The organism is Pectobacterium sp. A5351 (genome assembly GCF_028335745.1).
In the GTDB taxonomy this organism is placed as follows: Bacteria; Pseudomonadota; Gammaproteobacteria; order Enterobacterales; family Enterobacteriaceae; genus Pectobacterium.
In genome coordinates this window covers 1178477-1202688 of record NZ_CP116477.1, presented here as the reverse complement: position 1 = coordinate 1202688, position 24212 = coordinate 1178477, and the positions used below count along the sequence as shown (strand labels likewise).

Genomic DNA, 24212 nt, shown 5'->3' with positions numbered 1-24212 from the left:
TTACACCTCATCCACAGAATGGCCTGCCAGCGCGCGACGGATAGAAGCATCCATACGGCGAGCGGCGAATTCCTGGGTTTGTTGATCGACTGTTTTAATCGCGGCCTCAATCGCCACGGGATCGCTTCCCTGCATCATCGTGTACAGGTGTTCGGATGCCGCGACAATGATGCCTTTTTCGTCATTGCTCAATAACTCAGCGTCGGCCACCAGCGCGCTTTGCAAACTTTCCAGCACACGTGCCGCTTCCACTTTTTGCTCTGCCAGACGACGCGCGCCGACATCTTCCTTCGCATTCAGCATCGAGTCGGTGATCATGGTGGCAATTTCTGTATCGCTCAGGCCGTATGACGGCTTCACCTGAATGGATGCCTCAACGCCCGTCGATTTCTCCATCGCCGTCACGCTCAGCAGGCCATCCGCGTCAACCTGAAAGGTCACACGAATGTGAGCTCCACCAGCAGGCAACGGCGGTAAGCCACGCAGCGAGAAGCGAGCCAGCGAACGGCAATCCGCCACCATTTCGCGCTCGCCCTGCAAAACGTGGATCATCATGCCGCTTTGGCCGTCTTTGAAGGTGGTAAATTCCTGTGCGCGAACAACCGGGATCGTGGTATTGCGCGGAATGATTTTTTCCACCAGTCCGCCCATCGTCTCCAGCCCCAGCGACAGAGGAATCACGTCCAGCAGCAGCATTTCGCTGTCTGGTTTGTTGCCCACCAGAATATCCGCCTGGATCGCCGCGCCGATGGCCACGACTTTATCTGGATCGATCGACGTCAGCGGTGTACGGCCAAAAAACGTCCCTACCTGCTCACGCACCAGCGGAACGCGTGTCGATCCGCCCACCATCACGACTTCCAGCACCTCTTCCGGCGTCAGCCCCGCGTCTTTCAGCGTACGACGACAGGACAGCAGCGTGCGTTTCACCAGTTGAGCGATCAGCGAATCAAACTGCTCGCGGGTGATATCACCTTGCCAGCCTGCCACATCTACACGGACTGACTCGGCGCTGCTAAGTGCAATCTTGGCTTTCACCGCGGCATCGCGAAAGGCATGATCCAACTGGCGATCGTCACGATCGTGAATGCCGGCCTGTTCACGCAGCCACTCCGCCAGCAGATGATCGAAATCATCACCGCCCAGTGCAGAATCGCCGCCCGTTGCCAGCACCTCAAAGACGCCTCGGCTCAGACGCAGAATGGAAATATCAAAGGTGCCGCCGCCCAGATCGTAAATAGCGATCACGCCCTCTTTACCGGAATCCAGCCCGTAGGCAATCGCGGCGGCGGTCGGTTCATTCAGCAGGCGCAAGACGTGCAGCCCGGCAAGACGCGCTGCGTCTTTGGTGCCCTGACGCTGTGCGTCATCGAAATAAGCGGGAACGGTAATCACCACGCCATCCGGCACGCCGCCTAACGCCGCTTCCGCACGCGCAGCCAGCGCGGACAAAATATCCGCCGACACCTGTACAGGATTGAGGTTGCCAGCCGAGGTATGAATCAACGGCAGGCCGTTATCGCTGGCATGAAAGTGATACGGTAAATGCGGGTAGCGTTGCTGAATATCATCCAGAGAGCGCCCCATCAGGCGTTTGACTGAGCTGACGGTATTTTCCAGATCGTGGGCAGCATTGTCGCGTGCATCCCAGCCGACGCTGTGACCATCGTGACAATAGTGGACAACCGAGGGCAGCAGGTCGCGCCCGTCGCTATCTGCTAGCGTCTGAGCTTCACCGCTGCGTACGGTGGCAACAAGAGAATGGGTGGTGCCTAAATCAATACCGACAGCCAGACGACGCTGATGCGGTGCGGCGCTAAGGCCAGGCTCACTAATTTGTAATAAGGCCATATTGAGCTTCCATCAATTGGCTGGCGAAAAACCCGGAATGGCAATCACCATCGGGTTACCCGCCGGATTAACCAGTTATCTGTCCAGCAATTGTTCTTCGAGTGCTTCAACCTGTTGCTGGAGCTTGTCTAAAAAGCGTAGCTTGCGCACGGTATCTGCGGCGTCTGTCCACGTCTCATTATCGAGTTCATCACGCATATGCGAACGGCGCTTAACGATCGTTTCCTGCAATCGCTCAGCGAAGGCCGTCAGAGCCTCATCCGCATCCGATCGCTGCGAGATCGCATCCAATTCTTCGCGCAGTTCCAGCTGTTCCATCAGGAACGCCGTGTCCTTCATCGTATGCTGTTCGTTGTTCACATCAAACCCGTGCAACGACAGCATATACTCCGCGCGTTTCAGCGGATGCTTGAGCGCCTGATAGGCATTGTTGATCGTCGCCGCCTGCTGCACCGCCAGCATGCGCTCGCGCTCGGGGCTGGCAGCATAACGGTCAGGATGGAACTGACGTTGCAACGCCTGAAAACGGGATGCAAGCAGGCCGCCATCCACATCATAGCGAATCGGCAGCCCGAATAACGTAAAGTAATCCATAGTGGTACTCAGGGAGTTCTGGGTAGCAGCGCCGATCATTCACTGACAGCACGCGACTACCCGAGAGGGGTCAGACGTTGAAACTTTCGCCGCAACCGCATTCGCCGGAAATGTTAGGATTATTGAACTTAAAGCCTTCGTTCAGCCCTTCTTTGACGAAATCCAACTCGGTTCCATCAAGATAGACCAGGCTTTTGCCGTCCACGATGACTTTGACGCCTTTGTCTTCAAAGACCGTATCGCCGTCGTTCAAATCATCAACAAATTCCAGCACATACGCCATACCAGAACAGCCGGATGTTCGTACGCCAAGACGCAGTCCAAGGCCTTTGCCCCGGTTGGCGATGAAAGCGCTCACGCGTTGTGCCGCACTTTCGCTCAGAGAAATCGACATACTGTTACCTCGATCGTTCGCCACCTCGACGGGAACAGGCACCGGGAGAAACGGTGCCCCGCCGAGTTCAGCCGCAGAGATTACTGCGCGTCGCGTTTACTTTTGTAATCCGCAATCGCTGCCTTGATAGCGTCTTCCGCCAGAATGGAGCAGTGAATCTTCACCGGCGGTAGCTCAAGCTCTTCGGCAATCTGCGTGTTCTTAATCGCTTCTGCTTCATTCAGCGATTTGCCTTTTACCCACTCGGTGACCAGCGAGCTGGAGGCAATGGCAGAACCACAACCGTACGTCTTGAAGCGGGCATCTTCGATGATACCCTCATTGTTGACTTTTATCTGCAACTTCATCACATCGCCGCACGCTGGCGCGCCGACCATGCCGCTGCCGATAGAAGGATCGGCGTTGTCAAATGAACCCACGTTGCGTGGGTTTTCATAGTGATCAATTACTTTTTCGCTGTAAGCCATGATAGTCGTCCCCGATCGGGTGAATTAATGATGCGCCCATTCGATGCTGCTGATATCCACGCCCTGCTTAAACATTTCCCACAGCGGAGAAAGATCGCGCAGACGACCGATGGATTTACGCACCAGCTCGATGGTGTAGTCGATCTCTTCTTCGGTGGTAAAACGCCCCAGCGAGAAACGGATCGAGCTATGCGCCAGCTCATCATTCATGCCCAGCGCACGTAACACGTAGGAGGGCTCCAGACTGGCCGACGTACAGGCAGAACCGGACGATACCGCCAGATCCTTGAGCGCCATAATCAGTGATTCACCTTCAACGTAGTTGAAGCTGACGTTCAGGATGTTAGGCGCGCCCTGCTCGATGTCACCATTCAGGTAGACTTCTTCAATATCATTAATACCGTTCCACAGACGATCGCGCAGCGTGCGCAGGCGATCCATTTCCGCGGTCATCTCTTCTTTCGCGATGCGGTAGGCTTCGCCCATGCCGACAATCTGGTGCACAGGCAAGGTACCAGAACGCATGCCGCGCTCATGGCCGCCGCCGTGCATCTGCGCTTCAAGACGAATACGGGGTTTACGACGAACATACAGTGCCCCGATCCCTTTCGGCCCATAGATTTTATGGCCGGAGAAAGACATCAGATCCACTTTTAGCTGGTTGAGATCGATAGGCAGCTTGCCTACGCTCTGCGTGGCGTCGACGTGGAACACAATACCGCGACTGCGACACATGTCGCCGATCGTTTCGATATCCTGCACAACACCGATTTCATTATTGACGTGCATGATGGAAACCAGAATGGTGTCCTCACGCATTGCCGCTTCGAGTTCCGCCAGATCGATAATGCCATTACGCTGCGGTGCCAGATAGGTGACCTCGAAGCCTTCGCGTTCAAGCTGACGGCAGGTATCCAGCACGGCTTTGTGTTCGGTCTTGCTGGTGATGATGTGCTTGCCCTTCTTCTGGTAGAAGTTGGCAACACCTTTAATCGCGAGGTTATCGGCTTCGGTCGCGCCTGACGTGAAGACAATCTCACGCGGGTCGGCACCGACCAGCTCAGCAATTTGGTTACGGGCGATATCTACCGCCTCTTCCGCCTGCCAGCCAAAACGGTGGGAACGGGAAGCCGGGTTACCGAACGTACCGTCCAACGTCAAACATTGCATCATTTTCTCAGCGACGCGCGGGTCAACCGGCGTGGTGGCTGAGTAGTCGAGATAGATAGGTAACTTCATTGCTCATAAACTCCGTACATCACTTCAAAACGTACAATGCGTTTTGTTTTATTGACAGGCTGTTTATACCCGCAACCTCTCGGGCCAATGCAAAAAATCTGACGATGTCATCGTTGGTACAACATCGTGATAGTCGGGCTAACACCAACGCCACATTGGGCAATGTGGTCAGGATTATGCGGCTATCAGAAAGACAAAACGTGATGAGTAAAGGTACTCATCACGTTGAAGGTGGATCAGGCGCGCAGGTTAACGTTGATCGTTTCCTGGATTCGTCCATTAGCAGTGCGACGAATGTCCGCATCCTGACGATCCGCCACATCCAGCACTTCCTTGTTGTTCACCAGCTCATCCAGCGTGATGTTATTCAGGAAGTCGGTGATACGGTCGCTCAGATCGCGCCACAGCGTGTGCGTCAGGCAGCGATCGCCACCCTGACAGCCTTCACGGCCCTGACAACGCGTGGCGTCAACGGATTCATCGACGGCCGAAATGACCATGCCGACAGCGATTTCATTCGCGCTTTTACCCAGCAGGTAACCACCGCCTGGGCCACGCACGCTGGCAACCAGTCCATTCTTACGCAGGCGTGAAAACAGCTGCTCCAGATAAGACAGTGAAATACCCTGGCGTTCAGAAATATCCGCCAATGGAACTGGCCCTTCCTGGGAATGCAGAGCCACATCGAGCATGGCGGTAACGGCGTAACGGCCTTTGGATGTCAGTCTCATGATAGTGGTACCTGTAGGTAAAACATGTATTATGAAAACATGTATTGGCAGAACATACCGCGAGTCTGACATTCCTGAGTATTTTAGTCAACTATTTAACCGAGCAAAATACTCAAGTATTATTCGTCGTGTGTTTTTTGTACCGAACTCAGTATTCCACGCAGGATGTTAAGTTCCTGACTTTCCGGTCTGGCGCGGGTAAACAGGCGGCGCAGTTTGTTCATCACCTGACCTTGATGCGCCGGTCGGATAAATCCGGTTTGCAGCAGCGTCTGTTCAAGATGCTGATAAAACCGCTCCAGATCGTCAACCAGCGGATACGGGGATTCCTCATGCTGCGGCTGCCCGGCCTGTAACCGATCCAAATGCGCGATACGCACTTCATAAGCGATGATCTGCACTGCCATCGCCAGATTGAGCGAACTGTATTCCGGGTTTGCGGGAATCGCCACGTGGTAATGGCATTTCTGAAGCTCCTCATTCGTCAACCCCACGCGCTCACGCCCGAACACCAGCGCCACCGGTGCGTGCTCGGCTTCCTGCGCGCTGCGAACGCCGCACTCACGCGGTTCCAGCATCGGCCAGGGTAAGGTTCGGGAACGTGCGCTGGTGCCAACGACCAAGCCACATCCTTCGAGCGCCTGATCGAATGAATCAACAATGGTGGCATTACCGATAACATCGCTGGCGCCTGCCGCCAACGCAATGGCCTGTGAATCAGGCTTAACCAACGGGTTGACCAGATAAAGTTTGCTTAACCCCATGGTTTTCATCGCTCTGGCCACTGACCCCATATTGCCAGTGTGCGACGTTTCGACCAGAACAATGCGAATATTGTCTAACATATGAACTCTGTTGTGCGATAGATAGAAGGAAGTGGTGCGAAAAGGAAACCGCCGTACTTTAACACAAACTTAGCTATTTTACTTTTCTGCTGCTATACTCTGCGCCGCTTTCCGTTCTTTAACATTCCAGTGGACCGATACCATGCATCCGATGCTCAACATCGCTATACGCGCTGCGCGTAAAGCCGGTAATTTAATTGCCAAGAACTATGAAACGCCAGACGCCGTCGAAGCCAGCCAGAAAGGCAGCAACGATTTTGTGACCAACGTCGATCGGGATGCAGAACGTCTGATCATTGAAGTCATCCGCAAATCTTACCCACAGCACACCATTATTGGTGAAGAGTGCGGCGAGCTGGCTGGTGAAGATCCGGCAGTACAATGGGTTATCGATCCTCTGGATGGCACCACCAACTTCATCAAACGTTTACCTCACTTCGCAGTTTCTATCGCGGTCCGCATTAAAGGCCGTACCGAAGTTGCCGTCGTTTACGATCCTATGCGTAATGAACTGTTTACCGCGACCCGTGGTCAAGGCGCACAGTTGAACGGCTACCGTCTGCGCAGCAGTACTGCCCGCGATCTGGAAGGCACCGTACTGGCAACAGGTTTCCCCTTCAAATTAAAGCAACATAGCAAAACCTATATCAATGCCATCGGTGCGCTGTTCACCCACTGTGCGGATTTCCGCCGTACGGGCTCTGCCGCACTGGATCTGGCATATGTTGCCGCGGGTCGCGTTGACGGCTTCTTTGAAATCGGCCTGAAGCCGTGGGATTTCGCTGGCGGCGAGCTGCTGGTTCGTGAAGCTGGCGGGATCGTGACCGATTTCGTTGGCGGCCATAACTATCTGGCATCCGGCAATCTGGTTGCAGGTAACCCGCGTGTGGTGAAATCCATTCTGGCCACCATCCGTGAAGAACTGAGCGACGCGCTGAAACGCTAATTCTTACCCACTCCGGCCCACCTCCATAAAAACGACATTGGGCCGGAGTTGTTATTTTTCTTTACATATGAATCCTGTATACGCATTGTTTATCCTTATACGATAATAATTATCAACCGCATTAAACTGATAACTTCATCACATTGATAAACTGTGAATTAGGATCGCTATTATGTTAATAAAATCAGTCAGATCGCTCTTTCTGACCGCACTCCTCACCACCCCGCTTTTCAGCTACGCCACCCAATATCCTCTTACCGTCACTGATTTCGACGGGAGAAGTGTCACCATTAAACAAGAGCCACAGCGCATCATTCTGCAAGATGGGCGCGATATTATGACGATGGCATTGCTTGACCGCGATAATCCCTTTCAGCGTCTGGTCGCCTGGAATAATCTGGCGAAAAAACAGGACACCGCAACCTGGGATATGCTGAAAGGAAAATGGCCTCAGTCCGTTGGCATTCTGGATATGGGCTTCAGTGACAAAGGCAACGTCGATCTGGAAAGCGTACTGTCAAAACAGCCGGATCTGATGATTGCCCAGTTGCGAGCAAAAGCAGCACTGAAGGAAAGCGGTGTGATCGACAAACTCAGCGCGCTGAATATTCCCGTGCTGTTCGTCGATTATGAAGTGAATCCGGCTAAAGATACCGCTCCCAGCGTCGACCTGTTAGGAAAAGTTCTGAACCGTGAAGCCAATGCCAAAGCGTATACCGATTTCTATCGTCAACACTTCGATGCTATTCAGCAGAAAACCGCTGCAATCACCCCGAAACCTAACGTCTTTATTGAACCGATTGCCGGAAACTCAGACTCCTGCTGCTTCACACACAGCAACAGCGGCTGGGGCGGATTGATTGAAGCGGTCGGCGCGAAAAATATTGGTTCGGATTTACTGCCGGGCGCGTCAGGCTTTGTCTCGCTGGAAAAAATTATCAGCATGAAACCTGATGCCTACATCATGACGGGTTCTAAGCGTGGTAACAGTCAGGTCCTACCGTTAGGCTATGGTGCCAGCGTAGAAGACGTTCGTAATCAGGCCACTACGCTGCTAAACCGCACTGGCATTAGCCAAATTCCAGCGGTTCAGGCGAAACACGTTTACGGTGTTTACCACCATTTCTACAATCATCCTTACAACATTGTTGGTATGGAATATCTGGCAAAGGACATTTATCCTCAGGCGTTTTCCAGCCTGAATCCTGATGACACGTATCACCATATCATTCAGAATTTTACCTCGCTGCCTGACAGTGACTTTATCTTTGCCTGGAAACAAGGTGAGTAATTTTTCATGAGTACAACCACTGAACCGGGTATCCGCAATACTGCCGCGGATGCCAACACCATTATGGACAACTATCGCGGCATCATTCGACGCCGCGTGGGTGTTATGGCGATACTGCTGTTGATCATCATCGGCTCGTTGTTGCTGGATTTCACGATGGGGCCTTCAGGGCTGACGCTTGATGTGCTTTGGCAGACGCTGACCGATCCGGCCAGTGCCGATGCGGGTACGCGCGTGATCGTCTGGGATATTCGTCTGCCTTACGCGCTGATGGCTATCGTAGTCGGGCTGGCGCTTGGTCTGGCCGGTGCAGAAATGCAAACCATCCTGAACAACCCGTTGGCCAGCCCGTTTACGCTCGGCGTTTCTTCCGCTGCTGCGTTCGGCGCCGCGCTGGCTATCGTCCTCGGCATCGGTATCCCCGGTATTCCGGCTCAGTGGTTTATCTCTGCAAACGCCTTTATCTTTGCGCTGCTGGCAGCCTTGCTGCTTGATGGGATTACGCGCTGGACGCAGGTCGCCACCTCCGGCGTGGTGCTGTTCGGTATCGCGCTGGTGTTCACCTTCAACGCGCTGGTTTCAATGCTCCAGTTCATCGCCAACGAAGACACGCTGCAAGGCCTGGTGTTCTGGACGATGGGCAGTCTGGCCCGCGCTTCATGGGAAAAACTGGGTATCCTGCTGTTGGTGCTCGCTATCGTGATGCCAATTTCACTGATGAGCTCCTGGAAACTGACCGCACTGCGGTTGGGTGAAGATCGCGCCGTGAGTTTTGGCATTAACGTTCGCCGTCTGCGTCTGGCGACGCTGTTGCGCATCAGCATTTTGTCCGCCATATCCGTCGCGTTTGTCGGCCCCATCGGCTTTATCGGTCTGGTTGCTCCGCATATCGCACGTATGATTTTCGGTGAAGATCACCGCTTCTACCTGCCTGCCAGTGCGTTAACTGGCGCGCTGGTGCTGTCAATGGCGTCCGTCGCCTCGAAAAACCTCATCCCCGGCGTCATTATCCCGGTTGGTATCGTCACATCACTGGTTGGCGTACCCTTCTTCCTGAGTATTATCCTGCGCCACAGAGGAAACGTATGAGCCAGCACACCTCTTCTGGATTACGCCTTTCCCACTTTCGCGCTGGTTACCCCAAGCGTCAGGTGATTCGCGATCTGTCGGTACCACAACTGCCGCGCGGGAAAATTACCGTGCTGCTTGGCCCCAACGGCAGCGGTAAATCCACACTGCTGCGTGCAATGGCCGGTCTGAATGCTTCCGAAGGTGAACTGTGGCTGGATGGCACCAATCTGATGACGTTGCCGTTCGCTCAGCGGGCAGAAAAAGTCGTTTATCTGCCGCAGTCCCTGCCCGCAGGCGTTCACCTGCACGTACTGGAATCGATTATCGTCGCCCAGCGCGCGTCCGGCGGCATGCACAGTGCCGAAAAGCAAGATGAAGTGATGAGCCTGTTGCGTCAGTTGGGTATTGAACATCTGGCGTTGAGCTATCTCGACCAACTCTCCGGCGGACAGAAACAACTGGTTGGATTAGCGCAATCGCTGATCCGTCAGCCTTCCCTACTCCTGCTGGATGAACCGCTCAGCGCGCTGGATCTGAACTATCAGTTCCACGTGATGGATTTGGTGCGCAAGGAAACGCGTAAACGCAACATCATCACTGTGGTGGTGGTACATGACATCAATATCGCGCTGCGCCACGGCGACCACGTACTGATGCTGCAAAACGGTAATTTGATTGCCAATGGCGCGCCGGCTGAGGTTATCAGCCCGGAAAGCCTGTCTGCGGTCTATGGCGTACGCGGACGCATCGAGCGCTGTTCACAGGGCGTGCCGCAGGTGATTATTGACGGCCTGATCAGCGAACCGACCATCTAAGCCCGTCACCCGACGAGTAGACGGTGGGTGCCCTCGCCGTCTTTGCTTCCTTACCTTATCGGCAGGCACTACGACGCTTAATTCACCGCGCCCAAACTATTTATACCGCACACACGTTATACCGTACGCGCAGCGCTTACTCTGACGGTGCCATTATTCAACACAGGACAGGCGTTCAGAACCAAGCATATCGCGCATGTTCGTCAGCATGTTCTCAAACAAACGCAATGCCAGGCCAATGCTATTTACGTTGTAGTATAACGGCGCATCATAATGCTTCAGATAATGTTCGAACTCTGGTTTATCGAGCAGCTTATAAATTGCCGTAAACCGCAAAATAAGGTGACGGCAATTATTGAGGTAGAGCTCGAACGTGCGGTAATCGCTTTTCATTAGCTGAGTAAGCAACACGGTCATATGTTCGAATTCCGTCAATAACGACGCATAATCCCCCAAATTTTCCGCACTGTGCTCAGTCGATTCCATATCGTCGTCCCCCTTGGTTTTTCACCACTGACCAATTGAGCTCCTAGCCGCATGCAGCCTCACTGCATGCGGCTTGAGGGATCAGAAACGCTGCCAGTCCGCTTCATCCTGAGCAACAGCACTTTTTTTCCTCACGGGAGAAAGGCGTGGGGCCGAGGTTCCCGGTAGCACAGCGGCAGAAGTGGAAGCCAGCGCCAGAGGGGTAATCTGTCCCACAATGAACTGCCCCACCAACTGGCTAAGCGTACTCGCCTGCTCTTGTAGCGACTGCGACGCCGCAGAAGCCTCCTCCACCAATGAGGCGTTTTGCTGAGTGACATCATCCATCTGGTTAACGGCCTGATGCACCTGACTGATACCCCGGCTTTGTTCCTCAGTCGCCGCCGCGATTTCATTCACCAAATCCGTCACCTGCTGGATCGCGTCTTTCATCGCTGACATGTTTTTCCCTACATCGCTGGCTTGATCAACGCCCACCGATACCAGCGAGTTTGAAGCATCAATCAAATCCTTGATTTCACGCGCTGCCGTAGATGACCGCTGTGCCAGCGTGCGTACTTCACCCGCAACCACCGCAAAGCCACGCCCCTGTTCACCAGCACGCGCCGCTTCTACTGCCGCATTTAGGGCAAGAATATTGGTCTGAAATGCAATACCTTCGATAAGGGCAATGATATCGGTGATCTTGCCTGAGCTGGTACGAATATGTTCCATCGTATTCAGCATCGTACTAACTGAATCCGCGCTATTAATGGAAATCCGACTGGCATTCCCTGCCAGCAGGCTAGCCTGTTGCGTGTTCTCAGCGTTCTGGCGCACCGTCTCGCTGATTTCCGTCATACTGGCAGCGGTTTGTTCCAGCGACGCGGCCTGTTCTTCGGTGCGGGATGACAAATCTTCATTACCCGCTGCAATCTGCGTCGCCGCGCTGCTCACCGACTGCGATGAAGCACTCACCGAAGCCAGCGCAGAAGAGACCCGATGCATCAGGCTATTAAAGGCGCGGGCAGTATTTCCCACTTCATCCTTGCGCCGATCGTCAGCTTGAATCGTCAGGTCGAGATGGGTGCTCACGCTTTCCATCGTTTGGCTCATATTGTTCAGGCTCTTTCTAATGCCCAGAATGGTTCTCACTGCGAAAAAGCCGATCAACAACAACACCAATAACGTACCGGACAGCAGACCAAACCACGTTTGTTCATAGATCCGTTGATTCACCTGACGCAGGTCATCGCCAATTTTAATATTAAGATCAAACTGATTGCGATAGTTAGCGATCAAATTACGTACGGCCTCACCTGGCCCTCCCATGCCCTGGAGCAGGCCAAGCGCAGTGTCATTTTGATTTGCACGTGATGCGTTCAAAAAAGCAGGTAATGAGGCCTGCAATTTTCCAATGAGATCGATCGCCTTGTTAGTCAGTTGAAGATCTTCTTCGCTCGATATGTCATTTTTCAGGTAATACTCATTGAGCGCCTTCAACTCGTCGATGGTTTTAGTAATGTCCTGTTCAATAACGGGGAGCTTTCCATCATCCACCGTTGTTTGATGGCGATACAAAAAAAGCACCAGCGAATTGCTTTTATCCACCATATTATTTAAATCTTTGATGCTCGGAATCGCATTGTCCTGAACATATTCAAAACGAGACTGGAACCCTGATAACAATGATAAAGTGACGATAACTAATGAGATAAGTGCTAGCGACATTAGTGAAAATGTCAGCAGCAGGCGTTGCGTGATATTCATAACCGCTCCATTCTTGAATTGTTATACCGCACTTTTTTTACTGATTCGGGTATGTCAAATAAGCAACGTCGTCCTCCCTACGTAGCATAGTGAGTAGACATCACACATACCTTTACTACGCTCAATTATCGACACAGAAGTGAGTAGCTTGATAGCATCGATCGCCAAAACAAATTAATAATATTCAATCGATACAAAATTACTATCAAAAAAAGACAATTGATCGTCAAAAACATCTAAAGATCCTGTAACCAGATAAGTGGAAAGGTAAACGTTTGCTTTGCTCTCTCGAAGAATAAAGAATGCGGTAAGTCAATGGCGAGTTGAACCCGTGAAAAAGGCATAAAAATAAAAAAAGCACTGAACGATAAGATTCAGTGCCTTCTTATTACCGGATTTACTGCCTGACGGCGTTATCTCTTCGCTGGCAACGTAACCCAGTAACCAGGCTGATACGGCAGCGGCAGGAATTTCTCATGGAAGGTACGGAACGTCGCGTCAGGATCGATGTCATTAAACAGCTCCGGGTGCATCCATTTTGCTAATACCTGAATCGCCACAAACTGATACGGGCTGTCATAGAACTGATGCCAGATCGCATGAGCGTTACCATTGGTCGCAACAGGCAGCGTTTTAAATGCTGAACGCTCCATCAGTTTTTGCAGGCGTTGCAGCGCTTCTTTCTGATCGGCTCCTGGCCCAACGCCAACCCAACCATTTGCCGTGTTGTAGTTTTTCCAGTTCGCCCCGGTCACCACCACCACATCCGGGCGAGCGCTGATAATCTGCTCAGGGTTCAGCGAACCAAACGTGCCGGGGATGATGTTCTTGGCAATGTTGTCACCGCCAGCGGCTTCAACCATGCGGCCAAAGTTCTCATCACCGAATGACATGCAGCACTCTTCGTCATAGCCGCCCGCGCGATCGATCATCACTTTCGGGCGTGGCCCCTGATAGTTCTTCAACCGATCGGTGACCAGCTCGATCTGCTCACGACGGAATTTAATAATCTCTTCCGCACGCTGTGGTTTACCCACCAGCTGACCCATGATGTGAATGCTTTTTTCTGCGTTCTCAAACGGCTTCTCGCGGAAATCGATAAACACGACCGGAATACCCAGCGAGTTGAGCTTTTCTATCAATTTGCCTTCATCCGTCGCCGCTTTTGACTCCAGATTCATCAACACCAAATCCGGTTTCAGCGTCAGCGCCTGCTCAACGTTGAAGGTACCGTCTTTCGCGCCGCCGAAGGTCGGCAGCTTTTTGATTTCCGGGTATTGCTTTTCATAAGCCAGATAGCCGTCGTAATCCGCTTTTGGCAGATCGTCACGCCAGCCAACCACGCGCTGGAACGGGGCTTCCGTATCAAAGGCAGCCAGCAGATAAATCTGTCGACCTTCCCCTAAAATAATCCGCTTTACTTCGGATTTAATTTCTACCTTCCTGCCACTAACGTCTTCAATAACAATCGGGTTAGCGCTGGCGATAGCACTCGCACTCAGCCCCAACAGAACAACGACTGAGAACAGCCATTTCTTCATTATTATTCCCTTCTGCGATTATGGTTGTAAATGATAATAGTTATCATTATTGAAATAATATCCCGCCGTGATTATCGGAAGCAACGGGTTTTTAGCGCGAGGTTAATAAAAGGTAAAATTAGCCGGAGAATGGCCGAATACCGCCCATCATCGCGGGCTGTGCGTTGAGGTAAAGCAGGACGCCGGAGCCAACCAAAATCAGCCCGCCGGCAAATGCCAGAAGAGAAAACATCGCACGCTGCCATACGGGCGATGCCCGATTTGCCCCTAAACGTTCCACGACACGACGGCAGTAAAAAACCAACACGGCCAGCGCGGAGATGGTGATCGCCGTTCCGGCAGCCATCACCAGCGCAGAGGCGACGCCCCACAGATAGACGCCGATCACTTTAGAGAAAAGCAGCACCAGAATAGCGCCTGAGCACGGGCGCATTCCCATCGCCAGCACAATCATCAGACGCGTACGCCAGCTGCTATCGCGCTCAAGTTCCTCATTGCTCGGGAGATGGCGGTGCCCGCAACCACAGTCGGTATCGTGCTGGTGCAAAGAAGGGAGCGGTGCAGACACCGGGCGAAGCATCATACGTCTATCAGTTGGTACGTTAAGCTGGGTGACACGCAAAATAGTCGCGGGTTTAGGCTGCTGTACGAGGACGGTATACAGCTGTTTCAATGCGCGGAAACAGAGCAAAAGCCCCAGCCCCGCCACCAGCACGAAGCTCCCTTTCTCCATCCAGAAACTGCTGTTGTGCAACGTTCGGCTGGATAGCTGCAAGATCCCTAATACCACCGTCACCAGCGCTACCGCCATCAGCCCTTGAACCAGCGACGCCGCAAGCGTCAACTTCAGGCTGCTTTTCAGCTTCGATGGATGTGTCGCCAGATAGGTCATGATGACCACTTTACCGTGCCCCGGCCCGACGGCATGAAGCACGCCATAGACCAGACTGAACATCATCAGACTCAGCCCTGCCTGATGCGGCTGCTGTTCCACCATTTGCAACAGGTGCGACATTTGCTGATGCAGCGATTTCTGCCAAATCGCGCTTTGCAGCATAAGTTGTGGCCAGTACCCTACGATGTAGTGCAACGCCGAGGCCAGCAGCGCCAAAAACAGCCACAGCGGCCACAGATCGCACAGCCGACTCAACAGCGGACGCCGGCGCGGCAGCGAACCGAGGTTCACTGACATTGCAGCGTCACCCGCTGTGCAAACTGTTTACCCAGCTCCATATCTTCGTCCGGCGCGTCGTTCTTATCCAGCGACAGCGCATAGGATTGCAGTTCAGCGTTAGGTTCCGGCGTGACGAGCGTGGTTTTACAGCGCGAGGCTAGCTCAGGCGCGAGCTTCACAGCCTTGTCGTTCTGATAGGACATATCGACAAAATAGGTAGGATCGTAAGTAGAAATCAGCAAAGGTTTTCCGGCCAGCGGCTGTGGATGTGCCAACGGCAGTACAAATTCCAGTACCGCCTGATTGCCTTTGCGGGAAAGGTGATACTCGGTTGGCAGCGGCGTATATTTCACAGGCTGACCATCACGATAGATATCAGTAAAATAGTGCTGCCCCCAGACATTAGCCATGACTTCCGCCGCCAGTTTTTTCCAGATTTCAGAATCCGTTTTCGCCTTTCCTGCGTCATACAGCAAATCGGCCGACGTGATGGGATCCATTGTCCATTGCATACGTAAACCGATGATGTGGTCGTTCTGGCTCTCAACTGTGGTCTGCATATCAATAAAACTGTGTGGGTGAGCGAAAACGGGTTGGCCGAATGCCAAGCCTGCCATCAGCAACGTTATCCGTCCGCACCCGCGTTTCAAAGCGTTATAATGTAACATTACTTTTACCACACGACGTTATCTTGACAGTAGATAGCACTTTATTAGACCTTTTCGACCGCGGCACGGTGACTGACGGAAGGCCGGATAAACAGTGCAGGCACCGCCAGCAGCGCCATCCCCCAGAACGTGCCGCCCTGCAAATGCTCAAACAGGAAACCGGATACCATCGTCATCACCGCGATACTGCCCCCCATCGCCAGCGCGGAATACACCGCCTGTAGCCGCAGAATGTCACCACCAGAACGTGCAGCGATAAAACGCATCGCGGCCAGGTGGCACACGGTGAACGTACCACAGTGCAATATCTGTATCACAATCAGCCACGGCAGAGCCACCGTCGAGCCCATTAACCCCCAGCGCACCACGCCACACACGGCTGAGAGCAGCAGAAGCTGTCTGGCGCTCCAGCGCCGAAACAGACGTTGGCTGAAGGTAAAGATGACAATTTCCGCGACAACGCCTAACGACCAGAGATAACCGATAATCGAGGCGGAATAACCCGAATCCTGCCAATAAATGACGCTGAAACCATAGTACGCTGCATGTGCGCCCTGTAGCAGAGATACGCAAAGCAGGAAACGCCATACCGCAGGTTCAGCCAGCAAGGTTTTCCACGGCGTCACACTAACCGACTGCGCGGTTGACGCAGCCGCTTGCGGCATCACGCTGGGGCGAAGCAGCATGCCTAACAGCATGACAACCAGCCCCGCGCTGAGAATGGCCAGAATCGCGGGGTGTCCCCAGATAGCGACCAGTTCGCCTGTCGCCGCAGAAGCAATGACAAACGCGATCGAGCCCCAAACCCGTACCTTGCCGTAATCCATCACGACCTGCCGCTGCCAGGTCGCGGCTAAGGCATCGGTCAGCGGCACCAGTGGCGCGAAAAACAGGTTAAACCCAATCATCACGATCATCAGCCACAGCCAGGCATTCCCCAGCCAGAAACCAACGGCCAGCGCCAGTGACAGCAACGCCAGCCCACGTAATACCGTAATCAGTTTGGACGGATCTTTCACGCTGGGCGTGATGACCAGACTGCCGACGAAACGCGCCACCAGACCCGCCCCCAGCAGCATCCCGATCGACTCGGCGGACAGCCCCTCGCCTTTCAGCCATCCCCCCCAAAATGGCAGGAAAACGCCATAGCAAAAAAAGTAGGTGAAATAGCTTAGCGCCAGCCAGCGCGTCGATTGCAAAACCATGATGTCTCCCTTTCGATGACGAACTCTCCTAGCTTCGGCTCTTTTTTGCTGGCTACTCTGTCAGAGTGCATGCGGCGGCGCAACGCGTTATTCGCAATGAAATGCGAACAACGATGTCGACCCGATCGACAGGCATAAAAAATTTCCGGGAGAAATTTTCAACGTCGCTTGCGACGGCCCGCAGGGTGGTGGCCAGGGATGGCCACCATAAAAAACGCCAGCACACAAGCTGGCGTTTGGGAAGTATTCCGACAGTGATGTCAGAGAAACGACCGAATTATGCGTAAACCGGGAAGCGGGCGCAGATATCCAGCACTTTCTGTTTCACGCGCTCAATGGTCGCTTCGTCGTTGATGTTGTCCAACACATCACAGATCCAGCCAGCCAGCTCACGCACTTCCGCTTCTTTAAAGCCGCGACGGGTTGCCGCCGGTGTACCGATACGGATACCGGAAGTCACGAACGGGCTCTTCGGATCGTTAGGCACGCTGTTCTTGTTCACGGTGATATTCGCACGACCCAGTGCAGCATCAGCCTCTTTACCGGTCAGGTTTTTGCTAACCAGATCCAGCAGGAACAGGTGGTTGCTGGTTCCGCCAGAAACGACGTTGAAACCACGTGACAGGAAGACTTCAACCATTGCTTTGGCGTTTTTCGCGACCTGCTGCTGATACACTTTGAATTCAGGCTCCATCGCTTCTTTCAGCGCAACCGCTTTACCTGCGATAACGTGCATCAATGGGCCACCCTGACCACCAGGGAAAACAGCAGAGTTCAGCTTTTTGTACAGCTCTTCGTCGCCGCCTTTCGCCAGAATCAGGCCACCGCGTGGGCCAGCCAGCGTTTTGTGCGTCGTCGTGGTCACGATGTGAGCATGAGGAACCGGGTTAGGGTAAACCTCTGCGGCAATCAGACCGGCAACGTGAGCCATATCGACAAACAGGTAAGCGCCGATGCTGTCAGCGATTTCACGCATCTTCGCCCAGTCAACCACGCCAGAATAGGCAGAGAAACCACCGACGATCATTTTTGGCTTGTGCGTACGTGCCAGTTCCGCCATTTCGTCGTAGTCGATTTTGCCGCTTTCATCGATACCGTAAGGAATAACTTTATACAGTTTGCCTGACAGGTTAACCGGAGAACCGTGCGTCAGGTGACCACCGTGCGCCAGGTTCATACCCAGAATGGTGTCGCCCGGTTGCAGCAGCGCGGTGTAAACGGCAAAGTTAGCCTGGGAACCAGAGTGCGGCTGCACGTTGGCATAATCTGCGCCGAACAGCGCTTTCGCACGATCGATCGCCAACTGCTCAACCACGTCAACATACTCACAGCCGCCGTAGTAACGTTTGCCCGGATAACCTTCAGCATACTTGTTCGTCAGCTGAGACCCCTGAGCCTGCATAACGCGTGGGCTGGTGTAGTTTTCTGACGCAATCAGTTCAATGTGCTCTTCCTGACGCACCACTTCTTGCTCCATTGCTTGCCACAGGTCGGCATCATAATCGGCAATGTTCATTTCACGCTTTAACATCCGGATCTCCTGACTCAGCTAACATAAATATACTGGGAATTAATGGCCCGTTTGGGAATTGGGCTACCCTCTTGGGGAATGTCGTATAGTGTAAACCGTTTTTCCCTAATGAAGATAGGTCTTGACAGAGGTTTTTACGCAAACGATTAACTACAGGCAGCACAAGGCTTCAGCAAATTCGAGGCGTGTGGTGGTCAACGGATTTTTCTTCATTCTCAACCTGCTATTCCTTCATGTTATTCCTTTTGGTTCCCGCCTAAAAAATCCCTACCACTAAAAAGGTAATTTACAGTGACGGACAAACCCAATAAGATGCATATAAAATACAACTTATAAATCATGCCAATAATAAGGAGTCACCATGCTGGATAACCACACTATCGCCATTGTTAAATCGACCATTCCTCTGCTGGCGGAAACCGGCCCGAAACTGACTGCGCATTTTTACGATCGCATGTTTACCCATAACCCTGAACTCAAAGATATTTTTAACATGAGCAACCAGCGCAATGGCGATCAGCGAGAAGCGCTGTTCAATGCCATCTGTGCGTATGCGACGAATATCGAAAATCTGGGTGCTCTGCTGCCTGCGGTTGAGCGTATCGCCCAGAAGCACGCCAGCTTTAACATTCAGGCCGATCAGTATCAGATCGTGGGTAATCACTTATTGGCAACGCTGGATGAAATGTTTAGCCCAGGACAAGCGGTGCTGGACGCCTGGGGTAAAGCCTATGGCGTGCTGGCGAATGTCTTTATCCAGCGCGAAAGCGATATCTATCGCAACACCGAAGCGAAAAACGGCGGCTGGGGCGGTGTGCGACCTTTCCGTATTGTGAACAAGCAATCGCAAAGCGCCGTGATTACCAGTTTCACGCTGGAACCCACCGACGGCCAACCTATTGCTGATTTTCAGCCGGGCCAGTATCTGGCGGTTTACATCAAGCATGGCAGTTTTGCCAATCAGGAGATTCGCCAATACTCTCTGACTCACGCACCAAATGGAAAATCCTACCGGATTGCGGTGAAACGTGAAGCACAGGGCACCGTTTCCGGCTATCTGCATGATACCGCGCGCGAAGGCGACATCATTCATCTGGCAGCGCCGCACGGTGATTTCTTCCTTGATATCTCCGCTTCCACACCGGTGGCCCTGATTTCCGGCGGCGTAGGGCAAACTCCTATGCTGGGCATGCTGCATACGCTCAAACAACAGGATCATCAGGCGAAGGTGTTATGGCTACACGCAGCGGAGAACGGCACAGCGCATGCGTTTGCGAATGAAATCAAACAGACGGGGCAGGCGCTGCCGCAGTTCCAGCAGCACATCTGGTATCGGGAACCACAGCCGGACGATCGTCCGGGTGAAGATTATCACCATAGTGGACTAATGCAGTTGGCCTCGCTAAAAGAGGAGTTAACCACGCCAGATATGCACTATTACCTGTGTGGCCCTGTGGTTTTCATGCAGTTTATCGCACAGCAACTGCTGGCAATGGGGATCCCGGCCGAGCAGCTACATTACGAATGTTTTGGTCCACATAAAGTTGTCTAACCCTCATTGATAACGGATCAAACCCAAAGGTCGCTTTTGCGGCCTTTTTTCATTTTTCAGACCGTCCCCCTTCCCAAAAATACTTTACCGATCACAATTTTATGTGCTGACACACGAGCGCTCCGCTAAAAAAGAGGTGGGTCACAAAAAAACACGCTCTATTAAAATAACATTTCATTTTTAATGAATAGTTATTTCACCAAAAAGGACCTGCGTATATAGCCTAAATAATTCGAGTTGCAAGACAAAACGTTAGCGTTTTGAACAACGCAAAGCGTTGGCCCGTTAGGGCGAGGCGCATTTATGTGCCTTGTAACGCGGCAAGCGAGGGACAAATTCGTCGGGAACGAATTTGACCAGCCAAAGGCTGGCCTCCGGTGAGAGACAGGATGTCTCTCATTTCATCCCGATGAGCTTACTCAGGTAAGTGATTCGGGTGAGCGAACGCAGCTAACGCACGTGCAACTTGAAGAATGACGGATATAGGCATCGCCCTTGAGTCGGCTTGGGTGCACAATAAAGCCCCCGACGTTTTCTCTAAAGGCCGTGACAAGAACGATAAAAAACAGCGACCTTCCTTTGACAACGCTTGGGTTCATTAACTGTTTTCGATTAATCAACAAGGGATATGTCTAACCATGGCAAAACGTTTTTCAGAAAGTGTCGCTTTAGCTCTGATACTTTCTGCCCCTTTCACACAGGTACATGCTAAAACTTCCGCCGCTGCACAGCAGAGCGCCACAACGGACAGCGCTAAATTACTGTCAGGCGCAATGCTGGGTGAAAAAACCGGCTTATCGGGTAACGTCACCGTACGGGATATTCATCTGCCCGCGACTATCATAATCAGGGATCAACAAGGCCAGAAGCGACAGACAAAGACGGATGAGCAAGGCAAGTATCAGCTTGATATTTCAGGTCTCACGCCGCCGTTACGTCTTTTAGCTATTGAGTCCGGCGGCAATAACTGCCTGTTGAATAATATTCCTCGTGCCATTTGCCTATCCGCTGTCGCCCCTTCATTACATGACGGGAAAGAAAATATCGCCAATATCAACCCGATGACTGACCGCATCACCTCTGATATCGCGGTGGCGGCAGGCTACATTGGCCCACAGCAACTAACGGACGACACGGCATCACCGAAACTGGATGCCGCAGCCTGGAAAAAAGCCTACGCGGATTTCCACGCAGGCTTCAATGACGCGTTAAAACAGGTGGGCATCAGTACACCTACCCGTTTCGATCCCCTTACCTACCCTGCCGCTCAGCAGGACGCTGTCACCAACATCGTCAGCGTCATTAATCATAACCGCAATTATCACAACAATACGGGCTACTCAGGCCATACGGTGCTAACCGACAGCGCCTTCCACCCGATTGTCGGTCTGAACGATAAAGGCGACTATGAACCGCTGGATTATCGCTCTGCTCGCCAGAACCTGGACGCAATCCAGAAAGCGCAAACCCGTATTTTCATCGTCGGCGACTCGACTGCAGCAACCTATGAAAAAATGCGCTTCCCGCGCATGGGGTGGGGACAGGTTTTTGAACAACAGTTCAGCAAAAACAGCGGCGTAAAAGTTGTTAACGGCGGACGAGCAGGTCGTAGTTCACGTGACTATTTTTACGAAGGCTGGTTCCGTCAGATGCAACCACTGATGAAAGAAGGCGATTTCCTGTTTATCCAAATGGGACACAACGATCAAAACTGCAATGGGGCCAAAGCGGTACGTGGTCCTGCTGATGTCGCTAACCTCTGCACTTACCCGAACGATGCCGCAGGGAAAAAACAGGCCCCGCAGGGCAAAGCCGATATGTCATTCCAGACGTCGCTGGAACGCTACATCACCTTCGCCCGCCAGCACAAGCTCACCCCCGTTCTGCTGACGCCAACTACCCGAGTGAAAACGGCTGAAGGCAAAGAGGGTACACCCGCCGTACACAGCCATTTCACCAAGCAAAATGCAGATAACGGCTACGCCTTCATCGGCGATTACAGCCAGACCATCAGGGATACGGCAGCGGATAACAAGGTGATTTTACTGGACGTGGAACCTGCCACTATCGCGCTGGCGAATCAGGGCAACAGCGACCACTGGAAACAGTATTGGTTAGTGATCGATCCCAAACAATACCCTTACTATCGCGATCAGGCGGGTAGCCTGAGCAAACCGGATACTACCCATTTCCAGAAAAAAGGCGCTATCGCCGTGGCGGGAATTGTCGCCGACGCCATTCGGCAAGAACCTGCGTTAGCATTGCTGGCGGAAAAAACGGCCAGCAAACACAAGTAGTGATCAGTCAGACAAAACGATAAGACAGAACCGCGCGGTGTGACCTTGCCGCGCGTTACACACCTTTCCTTTACCGATTACAGGATTCTAGACATGATAAAAGCCTCAACCCCCTGCAAGACGCTGACCTTAGCCATGTTAATTACCGCCCCTTTATCGCTAGCACAGGCAGCCGACTACAATGCGCTGGTTTCTACCAATTCAGGGGACACTAAAGCCTACAAAACCATTACTGAAGCGATTGCCAGTGCACCGGCAGATAGCTCACCATTTATTATCTATGTGAAAAATGGTGTGTACCACGAACGCCTGACCATTACGCGCCCTAACATCCATCTCCAGGGCGAAAGCCGTGACGGCACCGTGATCACCGCAACCACCGCAGCCGGGACACTCAAACCCGATGGCAGCAAATGGGGAACTTACGGCAGCAACACGGTGAAAGTCGATGCGCCCGATTTCAGCGCCCGTTCCTTGACCATTCGCAATGATTTCGATTACCCCGCCAATCAGGCCAAAGCCAACGACGATCCTACAAAATTAAAAGACTCGCAGGCCGTTGCGCTACTGGTCGCCGAAAATAGCGATCGTGCGTGGTTCCATGATGTCAGTCTGGTTGGGTATCAAGACACGCTCTATGTGAAAGGGGGACGCAGCTTCTTCTCACAATGCCGGATAAGCGGCACCGTTGACTTCATCTTTGGCGACGGCACTGCATTATTTGACAATTGCGACATCGTCTCGCGTAACCGTACCGACGTGAAAGATCAGCCGCTTGGCTATCTCACCGCTCCAAGCACTGACATTAAGCAAAAATATGGGCTGGTCATTATCAATAGCCGGGTGATTAAAGAGAAAGACGTCCCGGCGAAAAGCTATGGTTTGGGTCGCCCCTGGCACCCAACGACCACCTTTGAGGATGGCCGCTATGCCGATCCTAACGCCATCGGCCAGACTGTCTTCCTGAACACCAGCATGGACGACCACATCTATGGCTGGGATAAAATGTCCGGTAAAGATAAACAAGGCGAGAAAATCTGGTTCCATCCGCAAGACTCACGCTTTTTCGAGTATAAATCCAGCGGAAAAGGAGCAGAGAAAAACGATCAGCGCCGTCAGTTAAGCGACGCGGAAGCAGCGGAATACACCGCAGATAAGGTGTTGGCAGGCTGGGTGCCTACCGCGCCTAAAGGGAAGTAGAAGTTAGAGTAGAAGTCAATGTGACGAAGCCAGCCCTCATCAGGCTGGCTTCTAAAACGGAACAATGCAAGGCGAGACGATTAAATCGCTTCCTCGTCCTCTTCGCCGGTACGAATACGGACAACGCGCGCCACATCAAAGACAAAGATTTTACCATCGCCGATTTTACCTGTCTGCGCGGTCTGCGTGATGGTTTCTACACAGGTATCGACGATATCATCCGCTACGACAATTTCGATTTTTACTTTTGGCAGAAAATCGACCATGTATTCTGCGCCACGATACAGTTCCGTGTGGCCTTTCTGACGACCAAAACCTTTCACTTCCGTTACCGTCATCCCTGTGATGCCCACTTCAGCTAACGCTTCACGCACATCGTCCAGTTTGAACGGCTTAATAATCGCATCAATTTTCTTCATGGAGGAACCTTTGTGTTATCTATGTTGCGGCCAAAGCCGTGCATCAGCAAATGAACAGCATGTCAGAACTCAGACGGACAATCTATATCCATCACACCTCAGACTGCTTGTGCGTTGTTCAAAACACTAACGTTTTGTCGCGCAAC

The 24212-nt window shown here is 52.6% G+C and carries 22 protein-coding genes; 7 read left to right on the top strand and 15 right to left on the bottom strand.

The annotated features are described in order from the left end of the window. The 7 genes from hscA to trmJ all read right to left on the bottom strand — a co-directional run bounded on the left by hscA (window position 1) and on the right by trmJ (window position 6121). Window positions 1-1851, bottom strand: coding sequence for a Fe-S protein assembly chaperone HscA (hscA, locus tag O1Q74_RS05685; protein ID WP_271876916.1), 1851 nt, complete (start codon window positions 1849-1851; stop codon window positions 1-3). A gap of 75 nt (window positions 1852-1926) precedes the next feature. Further along, window positions 1927-2445, bottom strand: coding sequence for a co-chaperone HscB (hscB, locus tag O1Q74_RS05680; protein ID WP_271876913.1), 519 nt, complete (start codon window positions 2443-2445; stop codon window positions 1927-1929). A gap of 70 nt (window positions 2446-2515) precedes the next feature. Further along, on the bottom strand, window positions 2516-2839 hold the full coding sequence (gene iscA, locus O1Q74_RS05675; protein WP_010307854.1) for an iron-sulfur cluster assembly protein IscA: 324 nt from the start codon (window positions 2837-2839) through the stop codon (window positions 2516-2518). 80 nt (window positions 2840-2919) lie between these two features. Continuing rightward, the gene (gene iscU / locus O1Q74_RS05670; protein WP_005970177.1) at window positions 2920-3306 is read right to left on the bottom strand and encodes a Fe-S cluster assembly scaffold IscU; all 387 of its coding nucleotides are present in this window, start codon (window positions 3304-3306) and stop codon (window positions 2920-2922) included. 24 nt (window positions 3307-3330) lie between these two features. Further along, complete coding sequence (locus O1Q74_RS05665; protein WP_271876904.1) at window positions 3331-4545, bottom strand: IscS subfamily cysteine desulfurase; 1215 nt, start codon at window positions 4543-4545, stop codon at window positions 3331-3333. 236 nt (window positions 4546-4781) lie between these two features. Then, window positions 4782-5276: a Fe-S cluster assembly transcriptional regulator IscR gene (iscR, locus tag O1Q74_RS05660; RefSeq protein ID WP_015841206.1), complete on the bottom strand. Its 495-nt coding sequence runs from the start codon at window positions 5274-5276 to the stop codon at window positions 4782-4784. Between the two features lie 119 nt (window positions 5277-5395). Further along, a complete protein-coding gene (trmJ, locus tag O1Q74_RS05655; protein WP_010280090.1) occupies window positions 5396-6121 on the bottom strand; it encodes a tRNA (cytosine(32)/uridine(32)-2'-O)-methyltransferase TrmJ in 726 nt (241 codons plus the stop codon). 142 nt (window positions 6122-6263) lie between these two features. Between trmJ and suhB the strand changes: the two genes are divergently transcribed. The 4 genes from suhB (at window position 6264) to O1Q74_RS05635 (ending at window position 10244) form a co-directional block, all read left to right on the top strand. After that, window positions 6264-7067 carry an inositol-1-monophosphatase gene (suhB, locus tag O1Q74_RS05650; protein ID WP_271876901.1) on the top strand — a complete coding sequence of 268 codons (804 nt, stop codon included), beginning with the start codon at window positions 6264-6266 and terminating at the stop codon, window positions 7065-7067. A gap of 172 nt (window positions 7068-7239) precedes the next feature. Then, complete coding sequence (locus O1Q74_RS05645; protein WP_271876899.1) at window positions 7240-8358, top strand: ABC transporter substrate-binding protein; 1119 nt, start codon at window positions 7240-7242, stop codon at window positions 8356-8358. Between the two features lie 105 nt (window positions 8359-8463). Beyond that, a complete protein-coding gene (locus tag O1Q74_RS05640; RefSeq protein ID WP_370586400.1) occupies window positions 8464-9447 on the top strand; it encodes a FecCD family ABC transporter permease in 984 nt (327 codons plus the stop codon). Then, complete coding sequence (locus tag O1Q74_RS05635) at window positions 9444-10244, top strand: ABC transporter ATP-binding protein (protein WP_271876895.1); 801 nt, start codon at window positions 9444-9446, stop codon at window positions 10242-10244. Before O1Q74_RS05640 ends, O1Q74_RS05635 begins: the two co-directional genes overlap by 4 nt. 153 nt (window positions 10245-10397) lie before the next feature. On the opposite strand, the gene O1Q74_RS05630 is transcribed toward O1Q74_RS05635, so the two are convergent. The 7 genes from O1Q74_RS05630 to glyA form a co-directional block, all read right to left on the bottom strand. Beyond that, window positions 10398-10730, bottom strand: coding sequence for a hypothetical protein (locus O1Q74_RS05630; RefSeq protein ID WP_271876892.1), 333 nt, complete (start codon window positions 10728-10730; stop codon window positions 10398-10400). An 81-nt stretch (window positions 10731-10811) separates the two neighbouring features. Beyond that, entirely contained in the window at window positions 10812-12479 is a 1668-nt protein-coding gene (locus tag O1Q74_RS05625) for a methyl-accepting chemotaxis protein (RefSeq protein WP_271876889.1), read from the bottom strand. A gap of 413 nt (window positions 12480-12892) precedes the next feature. Beyond that, window positions 12893-14020, bottom strand: coding sequence for an ABC transporter substrate-binding protein (locus O1Q74_RS05620; RefSeq protein ID WP_271876886.1), 1128 nt, complete (start codon window positions 14018-14020; stop codon window positions 12893-12895). Window positions 14021-14138: 118 nt separating this feature from the next. Continuing rightward, complete coding sequence (locus O1Q74_RS05615) at window positions 14139-15212, bottom strand: nickel/cobalt transporter (protein WP_271876883.1); 1074 nt, start codon at window positions 15210-15212, stop codon at window positions 14139-14141. Further along, complete coding sequence (locus O1Q74_RS05610; protein ID WP_442953126.1) at window positions 15203-15862, bottom strand: DUF1007 family protein; 660 nt, start codon at window positions 15860-15862, stop codon at window positions 15203-15205. Before O1Q74_RS05610 ends, O1Q74_RS05615 begins: the two co-directional genes overlap by 10 nt. A 44-nt stretch (window positions 15863-15906) precedes the next feature. Then, window positions 15907-17067 carry a 3-phenylpropionate MFS transporter gene (locus tag O1Q74_RS05605; RefSeq protein WP_271876877.1) on the bottom strand — a complete coding sequence of 387 codons (1161 nt, stop codon included), beginning with the start codon at window positions 17065-17067 and terminating at the stop codon, window positions 15907-15909. A 277-nt stretch (window positions 17068-17344) separates the two neighbouring features. Then, on the bottom strand, window positions 17345-18598 hold the full coding sequence (gene glyA, locus O1Q74_RS05600; protein WP_271876874.1) for a serine hydroxymethyltransferase: 1254 nt from the start codon (window positions 18596-18598) through the stop codon (window positions 17345-17347). A gap of 361 nt (window positions 18599-18959) precedes the next feature. On the opposite strand from glyA, the gene hmpA reads away from it, so the two are divergent. From hmpA to pemA, 3 genes are all read left to right on the top strand, one after another. Then, a complete protein-coding gene (gene hmpA, locus O1Q74_RS05595; RefSeq protein ID WP_271876871.1) occupies window positions 18960-20150 on the top strand; it encodes an NO-inducible flavohemoprotein in 1191 nt (396 codons plus the stop codon). A gap of 638 nt (window positions 20151-20788) precedes the next feature. Next, the gene (gene paeY, locus O1Q74_RS05590; RefSeq protein WP_271876868.1) at window positions 20789-22447 is read left to right on the top strand and encodes a pectin acetylesterase PaeY; all 1659 of its coding nucleotides are present in this window, start codon (window positions 20789-20791) and stop codon (window positions 22445-22447) included. Window positions 22448-22540: 93 nt separating this feature from the next. After that, window positions 22541-23647 (top strand): pectinesterase PemA, encoded by a 1107-nt coding sequence (gene pemA / locus O1Q74_RS05585; RefSeq protein ID WP_442953125.1) that lies wholly within the window; start codon window positions 22541-22543, stop codon window positions 23645-23647. Window positions 23648-23727: 80 nt separating this feature from the next. Here the strand turns inward: pemA and glnB are convergent, their stop codons facing one another. After that, on the bottom strand, window positions 23728-24066 hold the full coding sequence (gene glnB / locus O1Q74_RS05580; RefSeq protein ID WP_015841221.1) for a nitrogen regulatory protein P-II: 339 nt from the start codon (window positions 24064-24066) through the stop codon (window positions 23728-23730). Between the last annotated feature and the right edge of the window lie 146 nt (window positions 24067-24212).

Coding starts and splice junctions, on each gene's coding strand:
- hscA (WP_271876916.1), bottom strand. CDS start 1,851: ATGGCCTTATTACAAATTAGTGAGCCTGGCCTTAGCGCCGCACCGCAT.
- hscB (WP_271876913.1), bottom strand. CDS start 2,445: ATGGATTACTTTACGTTATTCGGGCTGCCGATTCGCTATGATGTGGAT.
- iscA (WP_010307854.1), bottom strand. CDS start 2,839: ATGTCGATTTCTCTGAGCGAAAGTGCGGCACAACGCGTGAGCGCTTTC.
- iscU (WP_005970177.1), bottom strand. CDS start 3,306: ATGGCTTACAGCGAAAAAGTAATTGATCACTATGAAAACCCACGCAAC.
- O1Q74_RS05665 (WP_271876904.1), bottom strand. CDS start 4,545: ATGAAGTTACCTATCTATCTCGACTACTCAGCCACCACGCCGGTTGAC.
- iscR (WP_015841206.1), bottom strand. CDS start 5,276: ATGAGACTGACATCCAAAGGCCGTTACGCCGTTACCGCCATGCTCGAT.
- trmJ (WP_010280090.1), bottom strand. CDS start 6,121: ATGTTAGACAATATTCGCATTGTTCTGGTCGAAACGTCGCACACTGGC.
- suhB (WP_271876901.1), top strand. CDS start 6,264: ATGCATCCGATGCTCAACATCGCTATACGCGCTGCGCGTAAAGCCGGT.
- O1Q74_RS05645 (WP_271876899.1), top strand. CDS start 7,240: ATGTTAATAAAATCAGTCAGATCGCTCTTTCTGACCGCACTCCTCACC.
- O1Q74_RS05640 (WP_370586400.1), top strand. CDS start 8,464: ATGGCGATACTGCTGTTGATCATCATCGGCTCGTTGTTGCTGGATTTC.
- O1Q74_RS05635 (WP_271876895.1), top strand. CDS start 9,444: ATGAGCCAGCACACCTCTTCTGGATTACGCCTTTCCCACTTTCGCGCT.
- O1Q74_RS05630 (WP_271876892.1), bottom strand. CDS start 10,730: ATGGAATCGACTGAGCACAGTGCGGAAAATTTGGGGGATTATGCGTCG.
- O1Q74_RS05625 (WP_271876889.1), bottom strand. CDS start 12,479: ATGAATATCACGCAACGCCTGCTGCTGACATTTTCACTAATGTCGCTA.
- O1Q74_RS05620 (WP_271876886.1), bottom strand. CDS start 14,020: ATGAAGAAATGGCTGTTCTCAGTCGTTGTTCTGTTGGGGCTGAGTGCG.
- O1Q74_RS05615 (WP_271876883.1), bottom strand. CDS start 15,212: ATGTCAGTGAACCTCGGTTCGCTGCCGCGCCGGCGTCCGCTGTTGAGT.
- O1Q74_RS05610 (WP_442953126.1), bottom strand. CDS start 15,862: ATGTTACATTATAACGCTTTGAAACGCGGGTGCGGACGGATAACGTTG.
- O1Q74_RS05605 (WP_271876877.1), bottom strand. CDS start 17,067: ATGGTTTTGCAATCGACGCGCTGGCTGGCGCTAAGCTATTTCACCTAC.
- glyA (WP_271876874.1), bottom strand. CDS start 18,598: ATGTTAAAGCGTGAAATGAACATTGCCGATTATGATGCCGACCTGTGG.
- hmpA (WP_271876871.1), top strand. CDS start 18,960: ATGCTGGATAACCACACTATCGCCATTGTTAAATCGACCATTCCTCTG.
- paeY (WP_271876868.1), top strand. CDS start 20,789: ATGGCAAAACGTTTTTCAGAAAGTGTCGCTTTAGCTCTGATACTTTCT.
- pemA (WP_442953125.1), top strand. CDS start 22,541: ATGATAAAAGCCTCAACCCCCTGCAAGACGCTGACCTTAGCCATGTTA.
- glnB (WP_015841221.1), bottom strand. CDS start 24,066: ATGAAGAAAATTGATGCGATTATTAAGCCGTTCAAACTGGACGATGTG.